General features: G+C 58.6%; 19 protein-coding genes. 9 read left to right on the top strand and 10 right to left on the bottom strand.

Translation table 11 applies throughout. From position 1 onward, the window contains the following. Positions 1 to 4: 4 nt before the first annotated feature. From NLM31_RS08740 to NLM31_RS08730, 3 genes are all read right to left on the bottom strand, one after another. Entirely contained in the window at positions 5 to 6,460 is a 6,456-nt protein-coding gene (locus NLM31_RS08740) for a non-ribosomal peptide synthetase (protein WP_254192047.1), read from the bottom strand. Positions 6,461 to 6,780: 320 nt separating this feature from the next. After that, positions 6,781 to 7,845, bottom strand: a complete 1,065-nt coding sequence (locus NLM31_RS08735; protein ID WP_254191958.1) for an IS630 family transposase — start codon at positions 7,843 to 7,845, stop codon at positions 6,781 to 6,783. A 1,045-nt stretch (positions 7,846 to 8,890) separates the two neighbouring features. Further along, positions 8,891 to 9,376, bottom strand: coding sequence for a hypothetical protein (locus tag NLM31_RS08730; protein WP_254192046.1), 486 nt, complete (start codon positions 9,374 to 9,376; stop codon positions 8,891 to 8,893). A gap of 107 nt (positions 9,377 to 9,483) precedes the next feature. Here NLM31_RS08730 and speD point away from each other — a divergent pair, with 107 nt between their 5' ends. Further along, positions 9,484 to 9,876, top strand: a complete 393-nt coding sequence (gene speD / locus NLM31_RS08725; protein WP_254128812.1) for an adenosylmethionine decarboxylase — start codon at positions 9,484 to 9,486, stop codon at positions 9,874 to 9,876. Between the two features lie 1,052 nt (positions 9,877 to 10,928). Beyond that, the gene (locus NLM31_RS08720; RefSeq protein ID WP_254128811.1) at positions 10,929 to 11,411 is read left to right on the top strand and encodes a MarR family winged helix-turn-helix transcriptional regulator; all 483 of its coding nucleotides are present in this window, start codon (positions 10,929 to 10,931) and stop codon (positions 11,409 to 11,411) included. Positions 11,412 to 11,816: 405 nt separating this feature from the next. Here NLM31_RS08720 and NLM31_RS08715 read toward each other — a convergent pair whose 3' ends face one another. Continuing rightward, on the bottom strand, positions 11,817 to 12,353 hold the full coding sequence (locus NLM31_RS08715) for a S9 family peptidase (protein WP_254192045.1): 537 nt from the start codon (positions 12,351 to 12,353) through the stop codon (positions 11,817 to 11,819). Between the two features lie 22 nt (positions 12,354 to 12,375). Beyond that, complete coding sequence (locus NLM31_RS08710) at positions 12,376 to 12,669, bottom strand: LexA family transcriptional regulator (RefSeq protein ID WP_254128687.1); 294 nt, start codon at positions 12,667 to 12,669, stop codon at positions 12,376 to 12,378. A 37-nt stretch (positions 12,670 to 12,706) separates the two neighbouring features. On the opposite strand from NLM31_RS08710, the gene NLM31_RS08705 reads away from it, so the two are divergent. Together NLM31_RS08705 and NLM31_RS08700 are read left to right on the top strand one after the other, a co-directional pair. Beyond that, entirely contained in the window at positions 12,707 to 13,837 is a 1,131-nt protein-coding gene (locus tag NLM31_RS08705) for an IS630 family transposase (RefSeq protein WP_254191295.1), read from the top strand. A 303-nt stretch (positions 13,838 to 14,140) separates the two neighbouring features. Then, the gene (locus NLM31_RS08700; protein ID WP_254192044.1) at positions 14,141 to 15,724 is read left to right on the top strand and encodes a Fic family protein; all 1,584 of its coding nucleotides are present in this window, start codon (positions 14,141 to 14,143) and stop codon (positions 15,722 to 15,724) included. A gap of 746 nt (positions 15,725 to 16,470) precedes the next feature. Here the strand turns inward: NLM31_RS08700 and NLM31_RS08695 are convergent. Both NLM31_RS08695 and NLM31_RS08690 read right to left on the bottom strand, forming a co-directional pair. Next, the gene (locus tag NLM31_RS08695; protein ID WP_254192043.1) at positions 16,471 to 16,839 is read right to left on the bottom strand and encodes a hypothetical protein; all 369 of its coding nucleotides are present in this window, start codon (positions 16,837 to 16,839) and stop codon (positions 16,471 to 16,473) included. A 38-nt stretch (positions 16,840 to 16,877) separates the two neighbouring features. Continuing rightward, positions 16,878 to 18,458 carry a Fic family protein gene (locus tag NLM31_RS08690; protein ID WP_254128774.1) on the bottom strand — a complete coding sequence of 527 codons (1,581 nt, stop codon included), beginning with the start codon at positions 18,456 to 18,458 and terminating at the stop codon, positions 16,878 to 16,880. A gap of 454 nt (positions 18,459 to 18,912) precedes the next feature. Between NLM31_RS08690 and NLM31_RS08685 the strand changes: the two genes are divergently transcribed. From NLM31_RS08685 to NLM31_RS08665, 5 genes are all read left to right on the top strand, one after another. Then, positions 18,913 to 19,161 carry a hypothetical protein gene (locus tag NLM31_RS08685; RefSeq protein ID WP_254128775.1) on the top strand — a complete coding sequence of 83 codons (249 nt, stop codon included), beginning with the start codon at positions 18,913 to 18,915 and terminating at the stop codon, positions 19,159 to 19,161. 30 nt (positions 19,162 to 19,191) lie between these two features. After that, positions 19,192 to 19,485, top strand: coding sequence for a hypothetical protein (locus NLM31_RS08680; protein ID WP_254128776.1), 294 nt, complete (start codon positions 19,192 to 19,194; stop codon positions 19,483 to 19,485). Positions 19,486 to 19,500: 15 nt separating this feature from the next. Then, positions 19,501 to 20,199 carry a nucleotidyl transferase AbiEii/AbiGii toxin family protein gene (locus tag NLM31_RS08675; protein ID WP_254192042.1) on the top strand — a complete coding sequence of 233 codons (699 nt, stop codon included), beginning with the start codon at positions 19,501 to 19,503 and terminating at the stop codon, positions 20,197 to 20,199. A gap of 10 nt (positions 20,200 to 20,209) precedes the next feature. Beyond that, on the top strand, positions 20,210 to 21,226 hold the full coding sequence (locus NLM31_RS08670; RefSeq protein WP_254128779.1) for an IS1595 family transposase: 1,017 nt from the start codon (positions 20,210 to 20,212) through the stop codon (positions 21,224 to 21,226). A 70-nt stretch (positions 21,227 to 21,296) separates the two neighbouring features. Continuing rightward, positions 21,297 to 21,476 carry a hypothetical protein gene (locus tag NLM31_RS08665; RefSeq protein ID WP_254128780.1) on the top strand — a complete coding sequence of 60 codons (180 nt, stop codon included), beginning with the start codon at positions 21,297 to 21,299 and terminating at the stop codon, positions 21,474 to 21,476. 296 nt (positions 21,477 to 21,772) lie between these two features. Here the strand turns inward: NLM31_RS08665 and NLM31_RS08660 are convergent, their stop codons facing one another. From NLM31_RS08660 to NLM31_RS08650, 3 genes are read right to left on the bottom strand one after another with little or no spacing between them, the layout of a single operon-like run. Next, positions 21,773 to 22,276, bottom strand: a complete 504-nt coding sequence (locus NLM31_RS08660; RefSeq protein ID WP_254128781.1) for a Mov34/MPN/PAD-1 family protein — start codon at positions 22,274 to 22,276, stop codon at positions 21,773 to 21,775. Continuing rightward, positions 22,237 to 24,027, bottom strand: coding sequence for a ThiF family adenylyltransferase (locus NLM31_RS08655; RefSeq protein WP_254192041.1), 1,791 nt, complete (start codon positions 24,025 to 24,027; stop codon positions 22,237 to 22,239). Before NLM31_RS08655 ends, NLM31_RS08660 begins: the two co-directional genes overlap by 40 nt. Further along, entirely contained in the window at positions 24,020 to 25,237 is a 1,218-nt protein-coding gene (locus NLM31_RS08650) for a nucleotidyltransferase (protein ID WP_254103352.1), read from the bottom strand. The genes NLM31_RS08655 and NLM31_RS08650 overlap by 8 nt, the downstream gene beginning before the upstream one ends. Positions 25,238 to 25,246 lie beyond the last annotated feature (9 nt).

Raw genomic sequence — 25,246 nt, 5'->3', positions numbered from 1 at the left:
TGGCTCATTCATGGGTGACCGTGCCGCGAACTGTTCCGAATTCGCTAATCGTCTCCAACAGCTCCTGTTGCAACGTTGTGCAAAGATTACGGGTCGACTCATAACGGACTTGGCTTGAATCGTACCTTGCTTCGATCAGTAGCTGCCCGGCTTGATATCCGACATCGAACCAGAAGAGATGACCCACGGACGCCTCATCCATGTCTTCGCCGATCCAGAGTGGAGAGGGTTCCTTGGCTAGGAGACGGCGTGGGAAATGGCGCTGCACACCCGCTCGATAATTCAATCCAATTCTTGGTAGGGGCAGGCGATCGACCCGGCTCCGCACGGCAGGGTCTCGGTTTAGGAATTTCACGGCCCGAAACCCTATGCCCCTGCGCGGCAGGGCATTGCGCTGGCGGTATATTGAACGCGCACGATCGGAGCGGCGCTCCGTTCCTGTCAGTCTCAAAGGAAGCGGAACAAGCTCGCTGATATTGCCGATGATTTGAGAGGACTCGAGATCGTCAAACACCCGACCTCGGATTGAGGTAAGGTTGTCGATCCAAAGCGAGTAGTTGCCGCAAACGCGTCCGAAAGCGCCAGATATGGCGGCAAGAAAGACATCGACGTCCTGACAATGCGCCCACCTGGCTGCAATATTGAAGAGGTCGCCTGTCGCTTCTTTGTCGATCTCAAGATCGTATTTGGCCTGATCTTCCCAAAGCGGGGGGCAGTTCGCTTCGTCCATACGATGTGCAAGTCGCGCATAGTGAAGCTCTCTCGCGGTCACTTTCGAAGCGCTCGCGCCGCCTGATGAAGCGTCGCAGACGTGGAAATTGAACTGATGGTAGTCAATTCCTTCCCAGCATGTGAGTTCGGCCGGCGCTTCGCTGTTCGCGTAGTGTTCAAGGCGCTTCCACCATGGAGAAAGCATTTGTATGTTCTCGGCAGCGGTCTCGATATGGCCCGAAGCAAGGGCGTTGTACGTCGCGTCCAATGCTTCCAGGAACAGTCGATAGCCTATCCCGTCCGCTACAAAATGATGCATCAGGACCAGCAGATAGTAGTCGCCACTTTCCGCGGTGCGGAAGGCCGTGGCGTGCACAAGCGGCCTCTGGCCGTCGAACCGAAACATGCGCTGACGCCTTGCTGACATGCTCTCGATGATCTTGCGCTGCTGAAGCACGTCCATTCCGACGAGATCGATCTCTTCCACGAGGCGTTCGGCCACGGACGGTCCGATTGTCAGACGTAGGCCCTCAACCGTTCGAGCAATATGGAGTCTGAGGCCGTCGTGCCTATCCATGACATGGGAAAGGGCACGCTCCAGCGTTCGCACGTTCAGGATACCGGCGGGCAAGAAGAACAGATCGCCGATGTTGAAGTGCTCGTCGAAGCCGGCAACACGGTTCCAAGATGTGATTGCGGGGATCACCGGCAATGAACCGTCTGGCGAACGGAAGGCATCGGGCGTAATCGCCTCGTCTGCCGCCAATTCCCTGATGGTCGGTGTTCGATGGAGCCGCTCGACGGTGAGATTCAGCCCAGCTTTGCGCGCCAGCGTGACGCAGCGCACGCTGAGAAGAGAATCTCCGCCGATATCAAAGAAGCTCCGATCTAGTCCGACCGACTTGGCGCCTAATAGTTCCCGCCAGATCGCAGCAAGAATGCGCTCCTTTCTCGTGCGGGGTTCAGCACATGGAACTGACCCGACCTCGCGGGTTGGAACGGACGACAGGCAAGAACGATCAATCTTCCCACTTGCCGTAAGGGGGATGCTGTCAACCAAACGGAAGCCGGCAGGGATCATGTAGGACGGTAATGTGTGGCGCAGGTGAGTGACGATATCTTCAGAACTCGGACTGTCGCCAGACGCAACCACGTTAGCGATCAAGCGACGATGATTATCCTTGCCTTCTGCGACCACCGCTGCCTTTGCGATTGCAGGATGAGACTCAAGAGCTGTTTCGATTTCCTCCAGCTCGACGCGAAAGCCCCGTACTTTGATCTGATTGTCCGATCGGCCACAAATCTCGAGCAGACCGCCGGTTGAGATGCGTGCGATATCGCCACTTCGATAGAGAACGCCGTATTGGCCGTCATCATAGGGATTGCGGACGAAACAGCGGTTGGTCCGATCCTGATCCCGCCAGTACCCAGCGCTCACGCAGCGTCCGGCGATGCAGAGTTCGCCGGGAGCTCCGACAGGGACTCTCTTTAATTGGGCATCGAGAACGTAGAGTTTGACGTTATCGATTGGACGCCCAACGGGGACAAGCGACGAGCCGTCGCAGGCACCCGATGTTTCATAGACTGCTGCATTGGACGCACATTCCGTAGCACCATAGAAGTTCCACAATGGCACGTCCGGGAAATATGCACGCCAGCGACGGGGGAGCGAGGAAGGCATCGGTTCGGCGCTGCTTGTGACCAGCCGCAAGGCTGTCGGTCGCGGGTGCCGTTCCTGCGAAGCAATGATGCCGGACAGGAGTGGTGGCGAGGCAAACAAACGTGTCACGCGTCGTTTGGCCAACGTGCCCAACAGCAAATCCGGATCCAGCAACTGCGCCTGGGTCAGGATCAGCGTGGGTACACCCTTCAGAAGCCCCCCAAAGTACTCCCAAGAGGAAGCGACAAGTGATGCGGACTTCTGGACGACCATAACGTCGGTACGCTCGAAGGGAAAGCGTCGCCACATCCAGTTCAGCCGATTGAGAGTTGCCGATTCCGGTATCAGAACCCCCTTCGCCTTCCCGGTTGAGGAGGAGGTGTATATTAGGCTTGCAATTGCGTGTTGTGATTGTTTGTCGCTGCGCCTAAAAGCCGGCACGCTGGGCGCTTCCAGCGTCAAGAGACAGACCGACGGCACGTCAAAACCAGGTTCAGCGATATTTGCGTGAACCAAGAGCTTTGCCTGACTATCTCGCAGGATATGTTCGATCCGATCACGCGGACAATCCGGCGATATTGGGACAACAACAGCCTGCAAGGCTCTTGTCGCAAGAATAACCGCGGCCACGTCAGGCGACCGGTCGACCAGCATGGCGACCATATCGCCAGCCCCCACATCCGAAACTCGCAGTAGCGACCTGATAGCTGTTACGCGCTCGCGCAGTTGGCCGAATGTGATTTCGCCGAAATTGCCAAAATATGCCACCTGGCTCAGATTGGCGATGCTGATTTTCTCGAACGCCTCGACAAGCGAGCATTCAGTCTCATATGGCTGCTCTGAGCCATTGAGCGAGTCCAGCATAGCGACGTCTAACGCGCCGAGGCAGCTCAGATCTCTAATAGGCGCCAGCGGCTTCTCCATGCAAGCTGCAATCAGATAGCGCAGATTGTCGGCCATGCGGACAATCAGATCGCTCGAGAATATCTCTTCCGCATATGCTAGCTGGAGGGCAATTTCATCGCCCTCATCTTGTGCGTACAATGTCAGATCGAATTTTACATAGCCGGTCTCATATTCGCGGAATGTCAGATCCAACTCATGTTGACCGGGCGGTTCGGCGGCCTCGGAGTACATGTTGAACATGACCTGGAAGATCGGCGAGCGTCCCGCTTCGCGATGTACATGGGCATCCCTTACCATCCAGCCGAATGGATATGCCGAATTTGCAATCGCGCTGCTGACCAGGCCCTGGACGTGCAAGACATGAGTAACAAAGGACTGGTCGACATCGATCGCGGTGCGGATCGGCAGCATATTCAAGAAAAAGCCGACAATTTCGGCGCTGCCAGGTTGATCCCGTACGACGTGCGGTATGCCAACGATAATATCGTCCTGACCGCTATACATCCGCAGCAGCAGCTTGAAGCATGCGAGAAGTGTTGTCGACGTGGTGCACCTATGCCGGCGGGCAAACTCCCGGACCTGATTGGAAAGCTCGCTGCCAAGGCGCACCGCATATGAGGCGCCGCGGTAGGAATTGATTTGCGGCCGCGCTCGCCCCGTTCCAAACGAAAGCACCGGCGGTTCATCACCAATCTGACGACGCCAATAGCGGCGTTGGCCGGCCAGGGCCTCCGGAGGCCAGTGTTGTGTTTCCCAGAGCGCGTAGGTCGAAAGTGACGCGCGGTTCTCTGGCAGGAACGCCGCGGGATCTATGTACCTTTGTCGAAGGTCCCTCAGCAGAACGGAGATCGACCAGGCATCGATGATGATTTCGTGAGCGGTGATCAGTACGAGATGGTTGTCGGGACCAAAACGGATCATGCGCGCGCGGAACAGGTGACCTTGGCTGAGATCAAAACTACTGTTCAGCTCTGTTCGCCGTAACAGTGCTATCACCTCCTCAGCTTCCTGCGCCGTGAGATGAGATGCATCGGCCAATTCAAGGCGTGCGCATTGCGGAGCATCGAAAAGTTGAACCGGACCGTTTTCGTCTGTGAAACGTGCAGAAAGTGCCTGATGGGAGTGAACGACGTCGGTCCAGGCGCGATCGAACGCGGCCAGATCGATGACGCCTCTTACTCGCAGGCCGCCTTGAATGATGTAGTTCCTGGCAGACGGATCAAGCTGCGACAGAAACCATAGGTGCTCCTGAACTCGCGTCAGGGGCGCTCGGATAAGTTTACCGTGCGTCGGGGCTGTGCACGGTTTGGATTCATCTCGGGTCGAGATCGACGCCGCAAGGGATCGAACCGTTCCATTCAGCACCAACCTGAAATCCGCTCTTACGCCGAGCAGGGTCTGCAATCGGCCCAATATGAGCATGGCCCGAAGCGAGTCTCCGCCGAGGCTAATGAACTCGTCGTTGATGCCAATGTTCTCAATACGCAGAATGTCGGACCAAAGTCGACACAGTTGAGCTTCGAGCTCTGTTTGCGGCGCTTCGAATGGAGTCGGCAAGAGAGGGCGTACAAGGGTAGGGTCAGGCAAGGCTCCAAAATCGACCTTTCCGTTTCTGGTCAGTGGAATAGTGTCGACGTGAATGATCCTTTCTGGGAGCATGTAGGTGGGAAGCGCTTGGGCCAGGAAAGTCTGGAGTTCGCCCTCCCCTACTTCGGGCGGGGCTGACACATACGCTATGAGCCGCCTCGATCCAGTTTCCCCCTCGGTCCTGGTTATGTCTCGCGCCGTAAGCTTTGCGCCTGCGCAAACCGAGGCGATCACGGCGGCGCCACGCACCAATTGATGAGCGGAAAGGCGGGCCTCGATTTCTCCCAGCTCAATTCTGTGCCCACGAATTTTGACCTGACGGTCCCGTCGACCGAGACATTCCAAGAGACCATCAGAACGAACTCGCCCGAGATCGCCTGTCCGGTATAGGCGCCCAAACGAAGGATCGTTCGAGAACGGGTTTGCCCCAAAGGCCTCCTTGGTGCGGTCATCGTCATTGACGTAACCAGCAGCGACTCCAATGCCGCTAACACAGATTTCGCCGACCTCTCCCGCGTTGCACAGCCGCGGTCCATCCGCGACATACACCTCAAGGTTAGAAATCGCCTTTCCGATCGGCACATAAGTGTCAGCCAGCGCGGGCGGGACGGAAAGCAGATGATGCGTAACGCCGTCCGCGCACTCGGTCGGTCCGTAATGGTTGAGAATAGGAACCGGGGGATATAGGGCAAGCCATGCGCGTGCCAGTCCGGGTGTTAGAGGTTCTCCGACCGTAGAAATACTCCGCAAGCCATCCAGAGCTCGCTCAGCGGCCGCAAGCGACTGCAGATACTCGACAAATACCGCAAGCATCGACGGCACGAATTGAACAACCGTCGCACGGTATTGTTGAATGGCTTGGAGAAGAGATACTGGCGATTTCAGTGTTGCATCATCGATGATCGCGATGCAGCCTCCGACGCAAAGTCCCGCCAGAAGCTGCCACAGCGAAATGTCAAAGCAGTGCGACGCTGTCTGCGCGACGCAATCGGTCCGAGTGAGAGTTAACGCCTCGATCTTTGCCGCCAGATGATTATTGAGGGCTGCGCGCTCAATCATTGCGCCCTTCGGCTGGCCCGTCGAACCGGACGTAAACAGAATGTAGGCGGATCCATCATCGCTCGCTGATGGAAGGACGGACGAAGTCTGGCCCTGGCGCAGCGCCGCCTCTATCGTCACGAATTGGGTGGTGGCCTTGCTGGCCTGGAATAGACTGAGCGGCTCCAGCTGATCCGGGCCAATAATCAGAGCGCAGCGGCTCTGCTCGATCATGAATGATGTACGGGAAGCGGGTAACGATGGATCGAGCGGCAGGTAGGTTGATCCAGCCTTCAAGATTGCGACGACTGCCGTCGCCCAATCGAGGTCTCGTTCACCCCAATAGCCGACCACCGCGCCGTGAGCCACCTTCTCTCGCAACGTCCTCGCGAGCGCATCAGATCTTGATCGCAGTGCCTTAAAGGTGAGTGCGTCTACGCCGTACCTGAGCGCAACTCTTTCCGGATCCGAGCCTGCAAGCCGATCGATCGCCGTGATCGGGTCGATCGGTTGACCTTCCACAAACGGATTCTTGCCCGACCGATTTTCCGTCGGCATACGCCTGCCGCCATTCGTCACCTTGTGCGGCCCTTCAGCCGGAACATCGAGGGTCCTGAATGGGTCGTGCGTTGCTTAGCCACCCTGCTTCTGCCAGTCATAATACGCCGTTTTGCCCATTTGCTAGCTTCTTGCGTTCACGACGCCCTCAATGATCGGCAGGGAACACGACCGAACGCTAGGGCCTCAAGTTGGCGGTGGCATCTACCTGATCTTGTAGTAGACACGCGCTAATCTGCAGGACACCCGCAATCAACGCCTCCAGAGACTCGGCTCCAGCATGTGATTTTCCTGCATTTGTAGGCACCTAGTATCCGGAATCAGAGCTGAGTGATACGGCGGCCTTTGAAACGGCGTTGACGGACCTTTTTCTTTGTCCAGACGAAGGGCTCGGCTTTTCCGTTGTAGGCGTTGACGTAGGCATCGATGTGATCCTGGAGCTGCTTGAGGCTTGTGAAGGAGGTGCCGCTAAGCGACTGCCCCTGCAAGATCGAGAACCACACCTCGACCTGATTGAGCCAGGACGCGCTCGTGGGCGTGAAATGAAATTTCACGTTGGGATGCGCCTCGAGCCATTCCTCGTTCTTCTTGTGGGTGCTGAGATTGTCGAGAATGACGTGAAGCTGGCGGTTCGGAAATGCTGCGGTCACGCGATCCATGAAGTCGAGAAACTCGACCCGGCGACGTCGTTTCGAATGCGTCGCAAGGATCTTCCCGGTGGCGACTTCCAGCGCTGCAAATAGCGTGGTCGTGCCGTGCCGCTTGTAGTCGTGGCTTTGACCTGTCAGGGATCTGCCGTTCGGCAGTTTCAGATAACCCTGCGCTCGCTCCAAGGCCTGGATCGAGGGCTTCTCGTCCACGCAGAGTACAATGGCCTTCGCGGGCGGGGCGACATAGAGGCCAACGACATCGGCGGCCTTGGCCGCAAAGTTCGGGTCGTTGCTCTCGCACCAGGACTTGCGAGCCACGAGGTCAATCTTGTTGCTGCGCAGGAACCGCCAGACATATTGGACGTCAACATCGCCCAGCGCCTCGGCCAGCAGAGGGCCGGTCCAGCGCGCAAAGCCTTGCGGGGCCGGCTTGTCCAGCAGTTTCAGAATCCGCTTGTCGGTGGCTTTCGTATAGATCGGCTGCTTGCCGGGCCGCGGCCTGTCTTGCAGCCCTTCAAGGCCATGATCGGCATCGCGGTGCCGCCAAAGGCTGACAATCCGCGGCTGCACTCCGACTTCTTTGGCGATCGAGCGGGTGCTGCGCCCGTCCGCAGCCAGCAGAACTATCCGCGCCCGCTTCAAATCGCGCTGCAACGTCACCGGCGAGCGACAACACGCCTCAAGCACCTCGCGGTCTTTCCGCGAAAGGTGGACTTCTCTTGCTTCGGGTATCATCCCGATCTTGAATCACGACTCACCTTCTAAGAAAAGGGGGTACTAGGCTATGGTTTGGCGCTCTCCTCATGAAAAGACTTGGCGCTCCCCGGGATGCAGGTCGGCTTGCGGCGCTCAAGCGATGACGCCGATCGTGCAAGAGCCAAGGCAGAGGCGTGTTCTCGTTTTCCACGAGCGGCGTTGTTTGCGTCGTCGCTGAGGAGCAGAAGTGCTCGAACATTTTCTGGCATAGCGCAATAGCTATGGGCAGCGCAGCGCGTCGTGGGCGTGCAGAACCACCTACCGCGAGGTCCTTTAATCCGCTGATGTTCGCAGTCGTCCGCCTTGGTGCACGCGAAAACTTACTCAGAAGCGACTACTCGGGCAGTCGCCACGCGTCAGCTTTAAGACAATTGTCGGCAACTTGACACTTGCATCCGGTACGAAGCAACTGGACATCCCTCAATTTCCAAGCGGCACGCTGCTTGCTTCATTCGCGGCGCCATCACCGATGCAGCTCGAAGGTGCTTGGTTGTGGAAAGCGATAGCGCCGCGGAGTGTTTGATGCGATCTGGAGTTCGTTGTGGGAGCGCGACAACGATTGCGCTAGCCGCAAGCGGCGCAGCCAATTCGGCGGATCTTGAGTCAGCAGTACAGCGGCCATCGCCCACGAGGAGCTGGTCCGGAGGATATATTGGCGGGCATGTGCGCGGCAGTTGCGGCCAAAAATGCTTCAGCAATCCCGAGATTCCGTCTGTCCATGGCGGCGGCGTCGATACTCCTGTGTTCCTGTCAGGCGACCAAATCGGCTACAACGCGCAAAACAATAGTTGGGTGTTTGGCTTCAAACGCGATGCCCGCGGCGCTGTCTCCAACTGCACAAATGCGTGCCTCGCCGCCTCCGGCACAGCACTGAACGCAGACTGCAAGGCTACTCTCAGCCTCTTTATCACCGGCGCCGATCGCCTCGGTTACGCTTTGGACACGCAGGGCCAGACCCTGGCCCACCTCAGGGGAGGCGTGGCCTGGCGAAGCAGTCGCGGCAAGGTCATAAGTAGCGACGAATTTACCCAATGTCGGCGACGGCGCGCTCGACCTCTACAAGATGCTCGACGAGATCTTTCCCGACATAGGGCACCAGCCATGCTGGGTGCACAAGACCGTGAACGCCAAAGTTCTGCTCTCTGTGCAGGCCACCACGAAGAAGGATTTGCGCGAGGTCTATTTGGCGCAAACCGAGCGTCCGCCGAAGCTTTGATCGACGTATTCGCCGACAAGTATTGTGCCAGGCACGCGCGGGCATTCGAATACTTGGTCGAGGATCGCAACGCCCCGCTGGCCTTCCACCATTTTGTTCGAACAGGGCCTCTTGCGGACCACCAATTCCATCGAGAGCGTGTTTCGCCACCGGGCAATACAGGACCATGCGGACGAAGGGCTCCTTGATGCCGGCCACCGCCAGGCCGATGATGTTCGAGCTTGTGATCGCAGCGTAAGTGACTTGGCGGCGGCTTAAGGCATAGGCGCCGAAGGTCGCAATTGTCAGATTCAATGACGGCGTTGGAAGAAATCAACTAAGTGCCGAGCGTGCCTGATCACCTCGACCTAAATGCCGCAGAGCTCAGCTTCATGGGCCGATAATTCAGTGGAGACTTCTTAATGACTTTTGATGGCGAGAAGAAAACACCGCCGGCTCTGTCCTCCGGTGGGACGCATATCCTCATCGATCTATGGGGAGCGAAGAACCTTGACGATCCGGCCATTGCGGAAGACGCAATCCGAAAAGCCATCCGTGCGGCGAATGCGACATTACTTCACCTTCATGTTCATGAGTTTTGTCCGGGTCAGGGTGTCTCCGCAATAGCGCTGCTGGCTGAATCGCACATCACCCTACATACTTGGCCCGAGAAGTCCTACGCGGCCGCCGATGTTTTCGTCTGTGGCAACAGCGACCCTGCGAGCGCAGTGTCAGTTCTAGTTGAGGCCTTTCAGCCCGAACAGCCTGACGTACGCCGCTTCCGCAGAGGCGATTCAATCAAGCCTAAGCGTTGAAGCATCGATCTCTTTGGAATGGCGGCGGATGCTGCCTCGCACGCGCCACGCCAGCAGTTTTACGACCCGCTTGGGAGCCACCGCTGTTCGCAATCTTGCGGCTGATGGTTCGGATGACAAAATCCGCAGCGTCTTGAGTGCCAGGCTGGCGCGCTTGAGCTGATGGAGTGGACGGCTTCCGCACCCGACGTCACCGTGCCGTTGTGACGGCTGTCGCCAGTTCGTCTGAGAGCAAAAGCCATGGGCACGCTTATCGCAATCGGATTAGATATCGCCAAGACGCCTCTTAAGTCCATGGTGTCGATGCGATCGGATCTGCAATCGTCCGTCAGACGGTACAACGATCGGCAATTTTCCTTTTTAAGTGAACAGAGCCCTGTGTTGTGGGAGTTGAGGCATGTGCATCGTCCACTACTGGGCCCGCTCGATCTTGGGCCACACAGTCGCACTCATGCGGGAGGGCGCGGCCTGCTCAAACAAAGGAAGGCCGGCATTATCGAGTTCATCTAGGATGTCCAAGCGAGAGAAGCCGATTTTTATCAGGTCGCGGTACCCTACCTATCGCGACCGCGATGATTGAGGGAACTATCGAGTCGCAATCGCTGCCATGTGCTTCTTCTCGAAAAATTGAAGCAAATCTATCGAGAGTTCGTCCTGAACTGTTGCTCGTAGCCAACCCGTGGAGCTTAGGCGCCTTTTACACCACTTGCCGAATGGCCCCTTCGACAAAGGTCGGATCGAAACCATAGGGCGCTCGATAGGAGCAACATTATTCTATCGCAAGGCGATTTAGCGGACGAAGTCAGTTGGGTTAACAGGTATCCGGAAGAAACGAGTCGCCGCTTGGATTGCGGGCAGACCAAAAGTGACATCTGCTTGACATCGAATGTCACTGCACGCCCAGATCAATTGCGTATCTCAATTGTTTTTGATGCATTGTGTCGCGTGAGCACTTTTTTCGATCGCACAAGAAGGGTACGAACGCTTCCGCCGAAGTGAACATCCGCTGTGTGCGTTTCGCGCGTCTCCTAGAACTGCCGGGAACAACAAACATGCAAGTGAAAGAACAAGTTGATAGAGCCCTTAGTGACTTCATATGGAATATCGTCGAGGTCCATTCCCAACTCGAGGAAATACACAAGAGTTGGGCCGAGCTGTTAGGCATCACTGAGCCGCAGTGGTTGATGTTGATGACCATTGATGAACTAGATGAAGGTCGGGGAGTCTCGGGAACAGCAGTTGCGAACAAGCTACGAATCCACCCCGCCTTCGTCACCAACCAAACAAAGAAACTCGAACACATGGAGCTTCTTGCTCGCATCACCTCGCCTGATGATGCGAGATACCTGCAGATGTCGCTGACTCAAAAGGCGCAGGCTGAAATCAGGAAGCTATCAACCAAACGGCAAGCTCTCAATGCCACGATACTTGACGGGCTCGATGAGGAGTCTCTTCACTACGTCAACAAACGGCTGATCTTGATTGCTAAAAACAGCCGACTAGCATCTCAAAAGCTGAGTATCGGGATATTGTAGATCTAAGTGACAGTGCTGAGCTAGCGTCAGAGCCTGCTCGCTTGGCACCACTTGGACCGCGAGGTTTCCTTCGGGCTACTACCACGTGCAATCCTATCACGGCACCAACTGTGTTGCGAGCATGGGCTGGCGGCGCCATCGGATTGACCGAAGGCTAGAGCTACCTTACCTGGCTAATCAGATTGCGCTTTCACCGGACGAGCGATCTGAGCCTGTTTTGGCTTTCTTAGCGGCCATGTCTGTCACGCTCTTTTCGCCATCGGGGGCGGCGCATCTCATGTGGAGGAAATCCCTCACGAGCGACTTTATGGCTTCCGCCGGGATCGGCATAAAATTACACCGAATATCGCCTAAGGCACGATCGGTGCATAGCAGAGTGAGCGACAACGTTCGCTACCGTCCAACTCAACAATGGTTAGAGGGCGAGTTCAGCACAAGCTTGTGCTCCAGCCATCCGAAGATCCGATCGTCGGAGGTCACGAAATTTTCGACCTCCCCTCCGTCAGTCGCGATCATCTGCGGTATAGCCAACTGCAGATCAATGGGTGCGGCCGCGCCATCACGCTGCAGTTTCATCGCCTCCGATGCGCTGACGATGCCGCGCCCTCCTGCTACCACGAGAATTGGGCATCTCAACCGACGGAGCGACCGCAACCGACGGGCAGAGACCACCTCCTCGTCAGGCACATCTGTAGTTCCGGTAATCCAGTCGACAGACGCCAGCATCCGAGCCAAATTCCAAAGGCCTCCGTCACAGACCGCTGCGGCAACACGGCCGTCAGATGCAGCGAAATCGGTTGCCATGGCGGCGGACGACCCGTCGCCATATATGCCAATACGCGCAGCATCAATATCTGACCGGCTTGATAAATAATCCACACAGCAAGATAGGAACATGTCCGATTGGCCGCGTCGGGTATTTGAGACATCGCTGTTAGCCACCACTAGTACCTCGTCACACTGATTATGACTGGTTGATTCCGAGCCAGTTCAGGATGGGCAGGTCTTTCGGAGCCACGAGGATTTGGATGCTTCGAGCGACGCCGGGTTGGCGCCGAATGAGACCATTTCGTTCGAGGGTCACGATCATCTGGTGGACCGAAGGCGGGCTGACTTGAAAGTGGCGCTGCATGTCGGTCTCGGCGGGCGGGCGTCGGAACATGTGCGCGTAGGTGTAGATGAAGGCCAGGTACTGGCCCTGCTTTTCGGTGAAGCCTTGAGGGCTGAGGCTGCGAGCGGCGCCTGATTTTCGATTCATTTGTCGATTCGTCCGGTCCTCCGACAAGGAGGTCGCGATGAATGTACGTTATCGGGTCGAATTGAGCCAAGCCGAACGCTGTGAACTCACCGCGATGTTGAGCAAGGGCAAGCGGGCTGCCCGCAAGCTCAAGCGCGCCCAGATATTGCTGGCGGCCGATGCCGGCCGCAGCGATGAAGAGATTGCCCGCGCCGTGGCGGTGGGCGGTTCCACCGTGTACCGGACCAAACGGCGCTTCGTGGAAGGCAATCTGGAGCGGGCGCTGAGCGAGGATCCGCGTCCAGGCGCGGAGCGCAAGCTCACCGGCAAGGAGGAAGCCCTGCTGGTGGCAACGGCTTGCGCAACCCCTCCCGAGGGTCGCGCCCGCTGGACGCTGGAGCTTTTGGCCGACGCCATGGTCAGGCTCACCGACCACGAGAGCCTGTCGGGCGAGACGGTGCGCCGGCGGCTGGCCGAAAACGGCCTCAAGCCGTGGCGCAAGGATATGTGGTGCATTCCAAAGGTCGATGGCGAATATGTCGCCCGCATGGAAGACGTGCTCGACCTATATGCCGAGGCGCCTGATCCCGACCGGCCGGTGGTCTGCTTCGACGAGAGCCCGGTCCAGCTCATCGGCGAGGTTCGCGAGCCGATCCCCGCCGAGCCGGGCCAACTCGAACGTTACGATTGCGAGTATCGCCGCAACGGCACCGTCAATCTCTTCGTCTGCATCGACGTGCATCGGCCATGGCGCAAAGTCAAAGTCACAGAGCGACGGGCGGCAGAAGATTACGCCCAGTGCATGCGCGAACTCGTCGATGTTCATTATCCCGACGCCGGGTGCATCCGCGTCGTGCAGGACAATCTGTCGACCCACTCCGTAGGCTCCCTCTATGAGGCATTCGCGCCTGACGAAGCCCGGCGAATTCTGCGCCGCCTGGAGTTCCACTACACCCCAAAGCACGCCAGTTGGCTCAACATGGTCGAGATCGAGATCGGCGTGCTCCGCGGTCAGTGCCTCGACCGCAGGATCGACGACCCAAACTGGCTCCGCCGCGAAATCGCCGCATGGGAGAAACAACGAAATGCCGCTGGCGCCCGCATCAAATGGATGTTCACGACCGAAAAAGCCCGCGCCAAAATGGGCCGCGCCTATCCCGCAACGTCCAAAGAGTCACAATCACTGTGACGAGCTACTAGTCCTATGCGGCGTCCGCCACAGTCGATTTGCCAGGTGGATTGTCCGTAAAAGGCAGATATTATTGACTTTTTGTCCGTATTATTCGAATATGTCCGTGGCGGTCTATTCGAGCATTGCGGACAAGAACGGCACCTTAAACGATTTTTACGGACTATCCCCTTGAATATGGGCAGGATACTCGAATATTAGGGCTGGAAGCGGGTTCCAATTCGACTAATGCGGACCAAAATGGGCGTTTAACCGACTTTAATGGACGGTCGTCCTCCTTATTCGACCGCAGCGGACACGGCTATGGCGACCTACGGCGAGATCCTCATCACGACAAAAGACGACCAAGCCGGCAGCCGGCAGATCCGCAGGCGCGCCCAGGCCGGTGAACTTAGGCAAATCGTCGAGCGCGTCTATACGTCAAATCTGAAAGACGGTCTCGAAGCCGTCGTGGGGCGGAACATCTGGTACATCTTACCGCACCTGTTTCCCAAAACGGTGGTGACATCTCGCACCGGCGCAAAGATGCGACCATATCAGCCAGAGAAGGGCGGGAAATCTTACGTATTCCTCACAGGGCCATACTCCAACCGGACAGTCGAGCTTCCGGGCATGGAAATTCGACTAATCGAAGGGCCGTCGGCTCTGCCTGGCGACAGTCCAATGATCACCGCCGAGTTCTATTCACCGTCCCGCCCACGTTCTCTACTTGAGAATCTCAAACCCACGCGGACACGGGGCGGAGTGCAGCGAAATCTGAGCGATGCCGAATTCGAGGACTACCTAGTCACCCTGCTTGGCTCGGGCGGGCCGGACAATTTCAACAAAATGCGCGACGAAGCGAGGAAGCTCGCACCTCAGCTTAGCGCTGAGGAAGAGTTCAAGAAGCTCGACCGCCTGATGGGCGGTTTGCTCGGAACGCAAAAAGTGCGCTTCGCGAGCAAGGCTGCGGAAATTAGACGGGCGGGCGCCGACAAAAACTGCTGCGCCCGACTGCAGGAGCTGTTCGCGCACCTCAAGTCGCTATCTTTTCCTGATCGGCCCGTATCCCAGGACCAGGGGGTGAGACAGTCGAACGCGTTCCTCGAGGCCTACTTTTCCAACTTCATCGAAGGCACCGAATTTACGGTGGTAGAGGCGAAGCGCATCGTCTTCGAAGGCGTCGCGCCTATCAACCGTCCCGCGGACGGGCACGACGTGATCGCAACGTACCGGCTACTCACCGACGAACGCGCACTGACGGCGGTGCCTGCTGACTATCAGGAGTTCGAGAACATGCTGAGGGCGCGTCATGCGCTCTTGATGGACGCCCGTCCCGAAAAGCAGCCTGGCAGGTTCAAGACAGTCAACAACAAGGTCAGTGGGATCTCAATGGTCCAGCCCGACCTGGTCGTTGGCACGCTGAAGTACGGCTACGATCTCCTGCAGGGGCTCACCGAACCTTTCGCACGTGGCGTCTTCCTCCATTGTCTGATCGCGGAAGTGCATCCGTTCGATGACGGCAACGGACGCATATCGCGCCTGCACCTCACTTCAGAACTTTTGAGAGGTAACCAGGCGCAAGTCATCATTCCGACCGTATTTCGCGGCGACTACATCGGAGGCATGAGGGCGCTCACGAAGCGAAGCGAACCAGGGCCCATCACGCGCGCGTGCTTGCGCGCGCAGGAGGTAGTCTCAACCATACATGAGGCCACAGTGGACGGCGCCATTGAGGCCTGGGCGAGGACGAACGCATTCGTGAGAGAAGGACAGAACGCCAGATGGGAAAACTACGACGCCGCGACGGAGATTGAGTGGCGCGACGAAGTACCCGCCACAAAGGACTATTGGAACGCCGAGGACAACCCACAGGGTTTTCTTTCTCCGAATGCGATGGGCCGCTGAGAAGGCAATGGCGGGTCGCCATCGTGGCAGGCTCCCGATGAACTCGATCAACGTCGTGACGCGCGCCTGAAACCCGGCCATGTCGTGCTTGAGTCGCGGCGTGGCGGTCAACGGCGGCTAGCGCCGGGCGGTGGCCTCGTGTCTACCTGCCGCGCACGAAAGCGTCGTCCCAAGATTTTGGTTCGGCATGAGCTGCGCCCAGCTCAGGTCTCTAAGACTACTCGGCTGCCTCCGCCATATATTCGCGATCCAGGAGCAAAGGGTCTTCGGCGATGGCACGGGTCGCCCAGTGTTCGCACCAAGCGACCCAAGCATGCATCATTTCCCGCTTTCGTATGGCGCGACAATCAGGATGAGAACGCCTGATCGCCGCCGCCCACTTTCGGCGAGCCCGTGGGTCCGAAGAGTAGAATTGTCTCGTAACGTCTTTCGAAGAGACCCCTTCAAGATGGTCCAAAATGAGGTCTGCTTCTTCTTCGCCGAAACCGAGATCGCGTTCTCCATAAGTCGCAAAGGCGTGACGAACTTTATGGGGTGAGAAATTGGCGCCGGGCAATCATCGCTGCCGCGATGTGCACCCGTGACCGCTCGGCGACGCTGGCACGTACCAATCAGTAGCTGAATTCCCAGGGAGATGCGCTCGGAGAAGTATCCTTCACGTGCAATTACGAGCGCACGCCCCCACCTCAATCTCGGGGGGCGCATCACCTTTCTCGTCTTCTGGATAGAATTCATCCTCGCCAATCTCAACTCGCGTTCGGGGAGGAGCTTGCAGTTTTAGCATCACGCCATCTGCCACCGTTCGTCTGATCTTGACGGACAGCTTCAGCGAGCCAGTTGCAAAACCGTCTGATCGTGCGAACCATGCCTTCGGCCATGGCTTCCGCGCCGCGCTGATGGACCGCCGCAATGGCCTCTGCCATCTCGTTCCGCGTGATCGTATTGACCATGTGATCGTCGAAGCGACAAAGCTCGCGGGGTTGCGGTTTCTTCCGGTAGTCGACGAGCGTCCCGCTGCTGGTGGCGATGATCAGCATGCCGATGCCCCTGATGATGATCGCGATGCGCTCCCTGATCCCGATGACGCTGGTCAGGGCGATGATCGCGGCGATCATCGCGGTAACCACAGACCAGCGCATCCCCGCGCGCTTGCTTAGTTGAGTTTAGCCGGTGCCTGGACTTCTCCCGGACGGCTCCGCCGCGGAGGAGGTGGTTCAAGCCGGCAGCAATCTGCCAGGAAGGCCGCGAACGAAGCGATGTTGCCTTGTACGCTCGCGCTCTCCAATGCCTTCATGTACTCGTCGCGTCTGTCGACGGGGATGATGGTCCAAGGCAGTCCTCCCGATGCCATCATGACATTCATGAGAAAGCGTCCTGTTCGACCGTTACCGTCGGGAAGGGGATGTATGAAGCTGAAGATGAAGTGTCCGAGGACGGCTCTCACGCGCGGATCCTTCTCTTCCTTCAAGCAGTCCAGAAAGGCCTCCATGGCGTCGGGCACCGATTCCCATGCGACCGGCGTATGTCCGGAGTTCCTGATGAAGACGAAGTGAGTGCGGTAGCCCGCAAGATTTTCGGGCTCGATGATGCCTGCCTGGACTGAAGGCTGAAAGAGAGCCCGGTACCAGTTGAGGTGCTCCCGATCGGTGATCTCGGCCGCATCCTCGCCGTTGAGCACGCGCACCACCGAGGCGCGGACCAGTTGGAACGCATTCCAGTACCCCTTCGCGGCCATCGCATCCTTTTGCTTACGGTCTCCATCGCTGCCGTCAGGATCCCAATTCCCGGTCCTGACCTTCTCGATCAAGTCCTCGGTGACCGAATAGCCTTCGATGGAAAGCGAGTGATATGCATCCGAGGTGTATAGCTCATCGATTGCCGTCAGATATCCGTCGTGATCGTTGATGCGGCGCGGCTCGATCTTGAAATTCTCAAGCACCTTCTCACGCATTTCCGCCCACATGAGGCGGACCCGCGTCATAATCGGCGGCGCGGCCCGGATGGGGAGTTGCATCGGGACCGATGCCTTGAACGGATCGGTGTCTTCCCTGACGTCGTGGCCGGCCGATGTCATTGTGGTGATGATCACGTCGGCGGCTCGAGCATTGCCCAGCAGTCGGTACGCCCCGGCAATCCGCCCCGCCACGGCCGCACGTCCGCCCTCAAGGAGAACCTTCGAGATCGGGCTCACATTCCTCAGTGATCCGAGCACGGCGATGAGGTCGTTCTTCTGGGTCTGCCAGAAGATGGGCGCAGCAGCGCAGATAGCCTCTGGCGCCGGGAAGGTCCGCACGCCGGCGGTCTCGATCGGCGCCACCGGAAGTTGGCGCACTTTGTAAAGATAAAGAGAAGTGCCGTGGAGGAGGGCCTGTGTCTGGTTATTGGCGGACGGCGCCGCAATGACCACCTGTTTGGGAATGTTAAGATTTGCGGCCAGCAGGGGAATTGAGCTTTCCGCCGAGAGGACCCAATCGCTCTTGAAGCGCTCGTCGCAATAGGTCCGGCAGAACTCCCAGAAGGACGAATACCAGGAGGTGCTGTCGCCTGACCCTTCCTCCGGGCGCGTCATCAGGACCCATCCCTTGATGATCTCCCTCAGGAACCCGGTCCCCAGCAGCCGCTCGCGGTGAGTGCGCGAAAGTTCCTCACTTTGGAAAATTCGTCGCTTGCCGCCATTGCTGAGGTTCTTCAGTTCGGTGAGGGACTGAGCGAGTTTTTCGTGGAGGGAGGGCATTTTGAACTCCCGGGGTTCGATAGTTTGGTGTTGGATTATTACAATAGTATTATGCTTTGTAATTACAATAATAATATGTCGTACGATCTCAATAAATATATGTTGTGCATCTGCAATAGCGCTCTGGAGTAGTGGTCGATAGCCTCACCCGAGGTGGGATTCCAGGACGGTGAGACTCAAAACCGACTCTCAGTTCCAACCTATCCAAAGCATCTGGGCGCCAAAACGGGGCCAACATCCAGCCGCGTCGCCCGCCAATATCACTACTTAAATACCTAAAAGTAATAGAATTTGGTCCGCAGTTGGCGCCAACACCGGCCGGAAAAAGGGGGCCCAGACGGCAGGGCGGGTCAAACGGGCTCAAAATGGCATGAAAACGGATCAAAACCGGCGAATTTCCAGATCCTGCTGAGTACGCGAGCGATCCGCTGTCCCAGCGCCACTCGTCTGGCTCATGGACAAGGCCCGCGCTCTGGGCCTGGCCTATCGGGACAAGGTCGAGATCGACGTGACCGAAACGGTCCTGGCGATCAACGATTCCTACAGCGAGTTCGGAAAGGGGTTCTATCACTACTTCTCGAAGCGGTTTTTCCGCTCTGTCGGCATCGCGCCCGAGAAGGGAACGTCGGCGACGACGTCGCGCATCGGCGAGACGATCGACGGTTCGATGCAAGCCTATCCGGTTGACGCCCATACCGGCTAGTGCTAGTTTCACGCCACTGGAGATGCCGCAATGAACGAGACCGTTCGAAGTTCGGAAATACTGCGGCTTGCGGCCAAGTACGTGTGGTGGACGCCGCCCGATATTGTTGCGTCCGACGGAATGTCTAGACTCGTTGCTAATGTGATGGAGATGGGTACCTGGGAAGACGCCTCCGCGCTGATCGAATGCGTCGGAATTGATATGTTTAGGGAAGTTCTAAAATCTCCCCCAGTTGGCGTAGTCTCCAACCGATCGCTCGCTTTTTGGCATTATCGATTGGGCGGGCATGGAACACCACCGAAGTCGCGTCGCCGGTTTTCCTGACGCTGGAATTTGCTTATGGTGTTTACGCCGCGCCTCGACATTCTACCCCCTGCTCAACGCAGCCTATGGCCTCATCTCGCCCAAGTGCCTGGACACTTTGTTCTATATGGCGGTACGGCGATTGCGCTTCACCTCGGACATCGTCAATCCGTCGATTTCGACTTTTTTTCGGACGCTGATCTGGACGACGGACAAAAGTACAACCTGCTGAACGAAATCGCATGGCTCAAAGGCGCCTCCGTATTGCAAAACGAGAAGGATACGTTGACAGTCAGCGTCGATCATATGGCCGCGCCGATCAAGGTGTCATTCTTCGGGGGCGTGAAGAGCGGTTGCGTATGTGAACCGGACAAGACCGACGACGATGTCCTGTGCGTCGCGTCGATGTACGACTTGTTCGCACATAAGCTCAAAGTGATTCATGATCGGGCCGAAGCCAAGGATTACCAGGATATCGCTGTCATGCTTGCGAACGGGCAGAGCCTGCCGCGCGGACTAGCCGCGTTGGAGGCCCTTTTCGGGTCGAGTGTGCCTCCGATGATCACGTTGAAGTCGCTGACCTACTTCAACGACTTGAACGAGCCGTGGCGCCTTACCGACGATATGAAGTCCACGATAACGACGGCCATAAGCGGTCTCCCGAAATCCTGGGGAAGGATTTCCGTTTTCTCGCAGACGCTTTGTTGCCAGGAGTCCAAAAATCCGAAGCCATAGTCGCAGCTTGATGGATATTTTTCAGCGCGACGACCTGCCGTTCCCGCAGTCTCTGCCGGAGTTCCGGCGATTGTTCCCCGACGACGCGGCTTGCGCTGGCTACCTCGAAAAGATCCGTTGGAAGGATGAGTTCGTTTGCCCTCATTGCGGAGTTTCCGGCTCACCATTCCGTTTCACCAGCCGCCCCGGGGTCTTACGCTGCCGCAACTGCCGGAAGAATACAGGGCTAACTGTGGGCACGGTGATGGAGCGCTCGCATACGCCGCTCAGTGTTTGGTTCTGGGCAGCGTATCTTGTCTCTAGTCAAACGCCCGGCATGTCCGCCGCGCAGTTCCAGCGCCAGATTGGATTAAAGCGCTATGAGACGGCATTCCAGATCCTGCACAAGTTGCGCGCCGGTATGGTGCGGCCGGCCCATGACCGCATCGGTGGGCGCGCCAACGAGCATGTCGAAGTCGACGAAACTTGGGTTGGCGGACGCACGCGCGGCGAAGGCCGCGGCGTCCACCACAAGACGCTAGTTGCGGCCGCTACCGAAGTCCGTCAACGTGTACCGGGGACCAAACGCGACGCGCGCAGGAACGGACGCTACGCCGGGCGGATCCGGCTCGCGGTCATTCCGGACCGTAGCGCCGGATCACTGTGCGGCTTTGTTGAACAAGCCGTCGCGCCTGGGGCCAAGGTCGTCACCGACAATTGGTCCGGGTACGCAGATCTCACCAAGCTTGGGTATGACCATCATGCGGTCGCGGAACGGAGTGATCCGCGAGCCGCCGAGGAGCACCTGCCGACAGTTCATCTGGTGTTCGCCAACTTGAAGACTTGGCTGATCGGCACCCACCACGGCGTCAGCCCGCAGCACCTGCAAGCCTACCTCAACGAGTTTACCTTCCGGTTCAATCGGCGATTCTATCCATTCAACGCCTTCCGCTCTCTACTCGGCATCGCCGGCGAAGTGACCGCGCCGACTTACGAAGCGCTTTATTCCGGCGAATGGCGTCACCCTACATGTCGCAACGATGGGTGAAAACCGAATAGGCATAGGATGAACGACCGACTAGCTCGAAACTCAGGCTCATCGTGACGAGGGGACAGCAATGTACCTAGGAATCGATCAGCAGTCCGGCCTTGTCTATGAAGGCCTCGATGGCCCCGTGCTTCCGGTCGTGCCCAGACCGACCGTCACGCAAGCCAAGCTGATCAAGCGCGAGGAGGATTGGAACGACGGATCTGGCAGGACCTTATACTGCGCCGGCTGCGCGCCCTCGGGCTGGTAAAGTCGCCCGCGTCGCGTTCGCGTGACGGGATCGAACGCGTCTTCCCGGAAGATCCACGACATCGGAGAATGTGCAGGAGCAATCTCGCCCAAGTCGTCGCGAGACTGCATGCCCGCGGCAAGACCAACGAGGCACATACGAAGGGGCTTCGCGACCCGGTCGATGAAGACGCGGAATTGGCGCTTCATGCGTTGGGTTTCACGCTGCGTGACATCGGGTGGGCTGACGGGCAGTAGAGTCCGCAACCGCCAATGGTGGCAACAAGCGCGGACGGTTCTTTTTGCGACCTGTCCGCCTCACGATCGCGCCAGCTGATGGACCAACGACCGATCACAGATCGAAACGAACATACTGTCCGGGAGCGCGGCCCTTCCCACGATCACCATGACGAAACCGTTGAGCGCATGCTGCGAGCGACGCACGCAGTCCGAAATGTTGCGCGTATCGATGGTCGACGGTGACGCGATGTCCTCGGGATGGGTGTGCCAGCAACCGACGAAATGCAGTCCTCGCGAAAAGCTGGCATCGATTTCCGCCTTTTCCGCTTTTTCGTCGGGCCGGTACGAATAGCGCGATCTGCGGTCGGTCGGTCTCGGACCCGTCGCTTCGCAGACATCGATGCTAGGCAGGTCGAAGCGAGCGAACAGCAGCCCGCCGGCCTCGCGGTGCCAGAATCGGGTTTGACGGTTACTGTCGAAACGCTGGAGAACCTCGGCGACGAAGCGGAGCGATTGCCCGGAGTGTCCGATATCGAAGGAGATCACGCCGCCAAGACTTTCCCGGCCGGTGGCCGGCCCCATGGTCGCTCGACCATCATGCCGCCTTCCAGCGCATGAGGAGCGATCTCGCGGAGCATCTCGCTCCAGCTGCCGCCCGCGGATTCGACGAACGCACGGCGCGCAAGCCACATGCGATGCGTGCTCGGTCCGATGATGCCGAGAAGACCGTCGAGCGCAGCTTGGGCGATGAGCGACGTAATGAAGCCGAGCTCGACGGGGCCGTACGGCTCGAACGCCGCGCCGCAGGCTGGTTCGTAACGGCGCGTTTCTTCCGGCCAGTGCGTGGCGACCACGTCGGGCTCGCCGGTCTCGTTCAATCCGTCACGAAGGCTCCCTCCGGACGAGGAAACGATGACGGCGTGGCCCGCGATCGCGTGTGGTTCCGTCCAGCCGTAGACGATCGGAAACTGCCTGCCATTTGCCAGATGCCACTCGTCGAGCAAGGACTCCGCCGGCCAGTCGCCGAGAGCCGAAACAATAAGGTCGACGTGCTCCAAAGGCCCGTCGGACCGCAGCAGCAGATCCTGAACCTTGGCGATGTAGTGCTCGACCTCCACATGGGGAAGGTCGGCGCGTATCCGCTTCGCGAGTTCGGACGCCTTGGGATAGGAGATCGATCTGACGCCGAGCGTATGGCGGCCGACGTTCGCTCCTGTCAAGCTCTGCTGGTCGACAAGAATAAGCTTCGCCACGCCCGCTCGCGCGAGACTGAGGGCGACCGGCGCGCCCACGGAGCCGCAGCCGAGCAGCGCGACGGTGGCCCCGCGTAAGGTCGCGATGCGCGGATCCTGCGCCCGCCCGTGTACCCAGGTGGGATCGACCCTGTCCACCGGAAGACGGCCTGCCGGCTCGCCGCCGAACAGACGCCAGAGGAAGACCTGCTCAGGCACCCGAGAAGGACGAAATCCTTTGGCGAGCGGATCCCTGCCGCGAACGATTGCGGGTCGGCTGACGACCGTCGTGGCGATTGCCGGACCGTGTTCGGTCGAGGCGCCAAGCGCGACGAACAGGCGAGGAGCGACCTCGCGCGAAAGTCCTTCGAGCAGATCGGCGACGCCGGCATCGGCGGCGAGCGCGTAAACGTCCTTTGCTGCTTTGGGATACTGGGAGGGGAGGAGCGGGGTTTCCAGCCAAACCAGCACGCCTCCTCGCGAGACCATGTCGGCCGAGTAGAGGGCGGAGTTGAAATTCTTCAGCCACCGCTGCAGCTGGCCGTCATCGTCAGCCAGGACGATGTGACTGCGGCCCTCCCATACTCTGATTGTCCGGGAAGGTGGAGCCGGCTCGACCAATGAAAGGATGGTCCGCTCCGTCCCCTTCTTGGCATGGTCCCAGTAGGTGAGAAACTCGGATTTGAAGTCGTCTTCGTGCTCGCCGCGGACGAAACCTTCGATCAGCTTGATAGCCTTATCGAGCAACACCGAGACGCCCGCGTAGGGATCGTCGACGGAAAACGTAGCGTGATCAGGCACCAGGCAGAGAACGCCGTCCTTTTCCACGTGCGGCCACGTCAGAAAGCGTGGGCGATCCACCACCGCGATCCGCGCCGGGACGGAAGGAAAGCCGGCGGATACGATGATGTCGATGCGCCGGATGCGATCGGAGAAAGGGTATTCGAACCGCCACCCTGCCGCGGGATCATGCTTCCGGTATCTCGCCAGATCCTCCGCGCTCAACCTCGGTGGCCGCAGCCCGGCGTGCCACCAGCCGCCCTGCACCGCACCGATGGCCGATCTGAACCGCTTTGCGAGCGCGTGGTCGCCCCTAGGCACTCCGACGATCTCCTTTGAGCTGCACCGCCGAACTCCTGGCTTGCGCCTCGTTGCTGACGAGGCCTTTGGACAGAACGGCAGGAGCGGCCAGACCGGCGACGGAACGCTTCTTCACGCGTTCCGCCGTTCCAACGCCCACGCCCTTCGCCAGGTGCTCCGCGATCAGCTGCTTGTTCGATAGGACCGCCGCGCGCGAAAAATCCTCGCGGGCCCGACCGAGCCACTCGAAGAATGCGGCCGCGCGCTCGGGATGCTTCTTCCACTTGTCGGCGAAGTTCTCGGACGGGTCGCTCGGATTGGCGATGACCAGACTGCCATCCTGCGACCGCTCGATGAACCGGTCCATGTTGGTGAGGATCGTGAACAACGCATCGGATATCTTGTCTTCGCCGTTGTAGGCGTGCGCCGCGAGCGTGGTCAGGATGATCGAGATCGGGCGCTCGTCCGAGCGGGTGATGAACATGATGTCGCGGTGTCGCTTCAGGATCATGATGGCAGACTGCAGCGGCGTCCTGACTTCATAGTCCGGAATCGGCTCCGTGCCCGCGCGCAAGCTCTTGCGCATCAGCTCCCGCTTACGCAATTCGAAGATGACAGCCATGCGGCTGTGGAACCACTTCAGATATCCCCGCGGATTCGATCGCGGCCATGTCGGGGATAGAATCTCGTAGAAGGGGTGATCGATGTCCGTGATCGCGATCGCAGTGTCGGCGAGCGACAGGTCGAGGCCACGCGCCTTGAGCAGCACTACCTGCTCCAGCCCGTTGAGAAGCCCGGGCGTCACGTCCATGTGAAACTGTGCGCCATCGGCGTATTCGAGTCGCCAGCATCGGCGATGCTCGACGACCGGCTTGTTCATGCGCCGATAGATCGCGTACAGCCGCATCTCGACGCCGAGACGACGCTTGAGTTCCTTCTGGGTGATCTCGCCCTTCGTGAGCTTGCGGAATTCAACGACGGCATCGATATCGTAGTGCTCGTCATCGCTGATCGGTACGACCACGGTGCCGAGCCCGAACGATCCCTGGATGTGAACCTGAGGGTCGAATTGCCGGATGCTCGAGTCTTCGCGATTGAGCCATTCGCCCAGCGACTTGTAGCTGGTCTCCGCCTGCTCGTAGCGATACGGCGGGATCTCGAGCTCCTCGGCGAGCGCTTCGAGAAATTCTTCGGCATCTCTGGTGATCGTGGGACGCAGGTGCACGTTCATAGGCCTCTC

The organism is Bradyrhizobium sp. CCGUVB4N (genome assembly GCF_024199945.1).
Lineage (GTDB): Bacteria > Pseudomonadota > Alphaproteobacteria > Rhizobiales > Xanthobacteraceae > Bradyrhizobium.
Note: the sequence above shows the minus strand (reverse complement) of the source record. Positions and strands in the feature narration are given on the sequence as shown.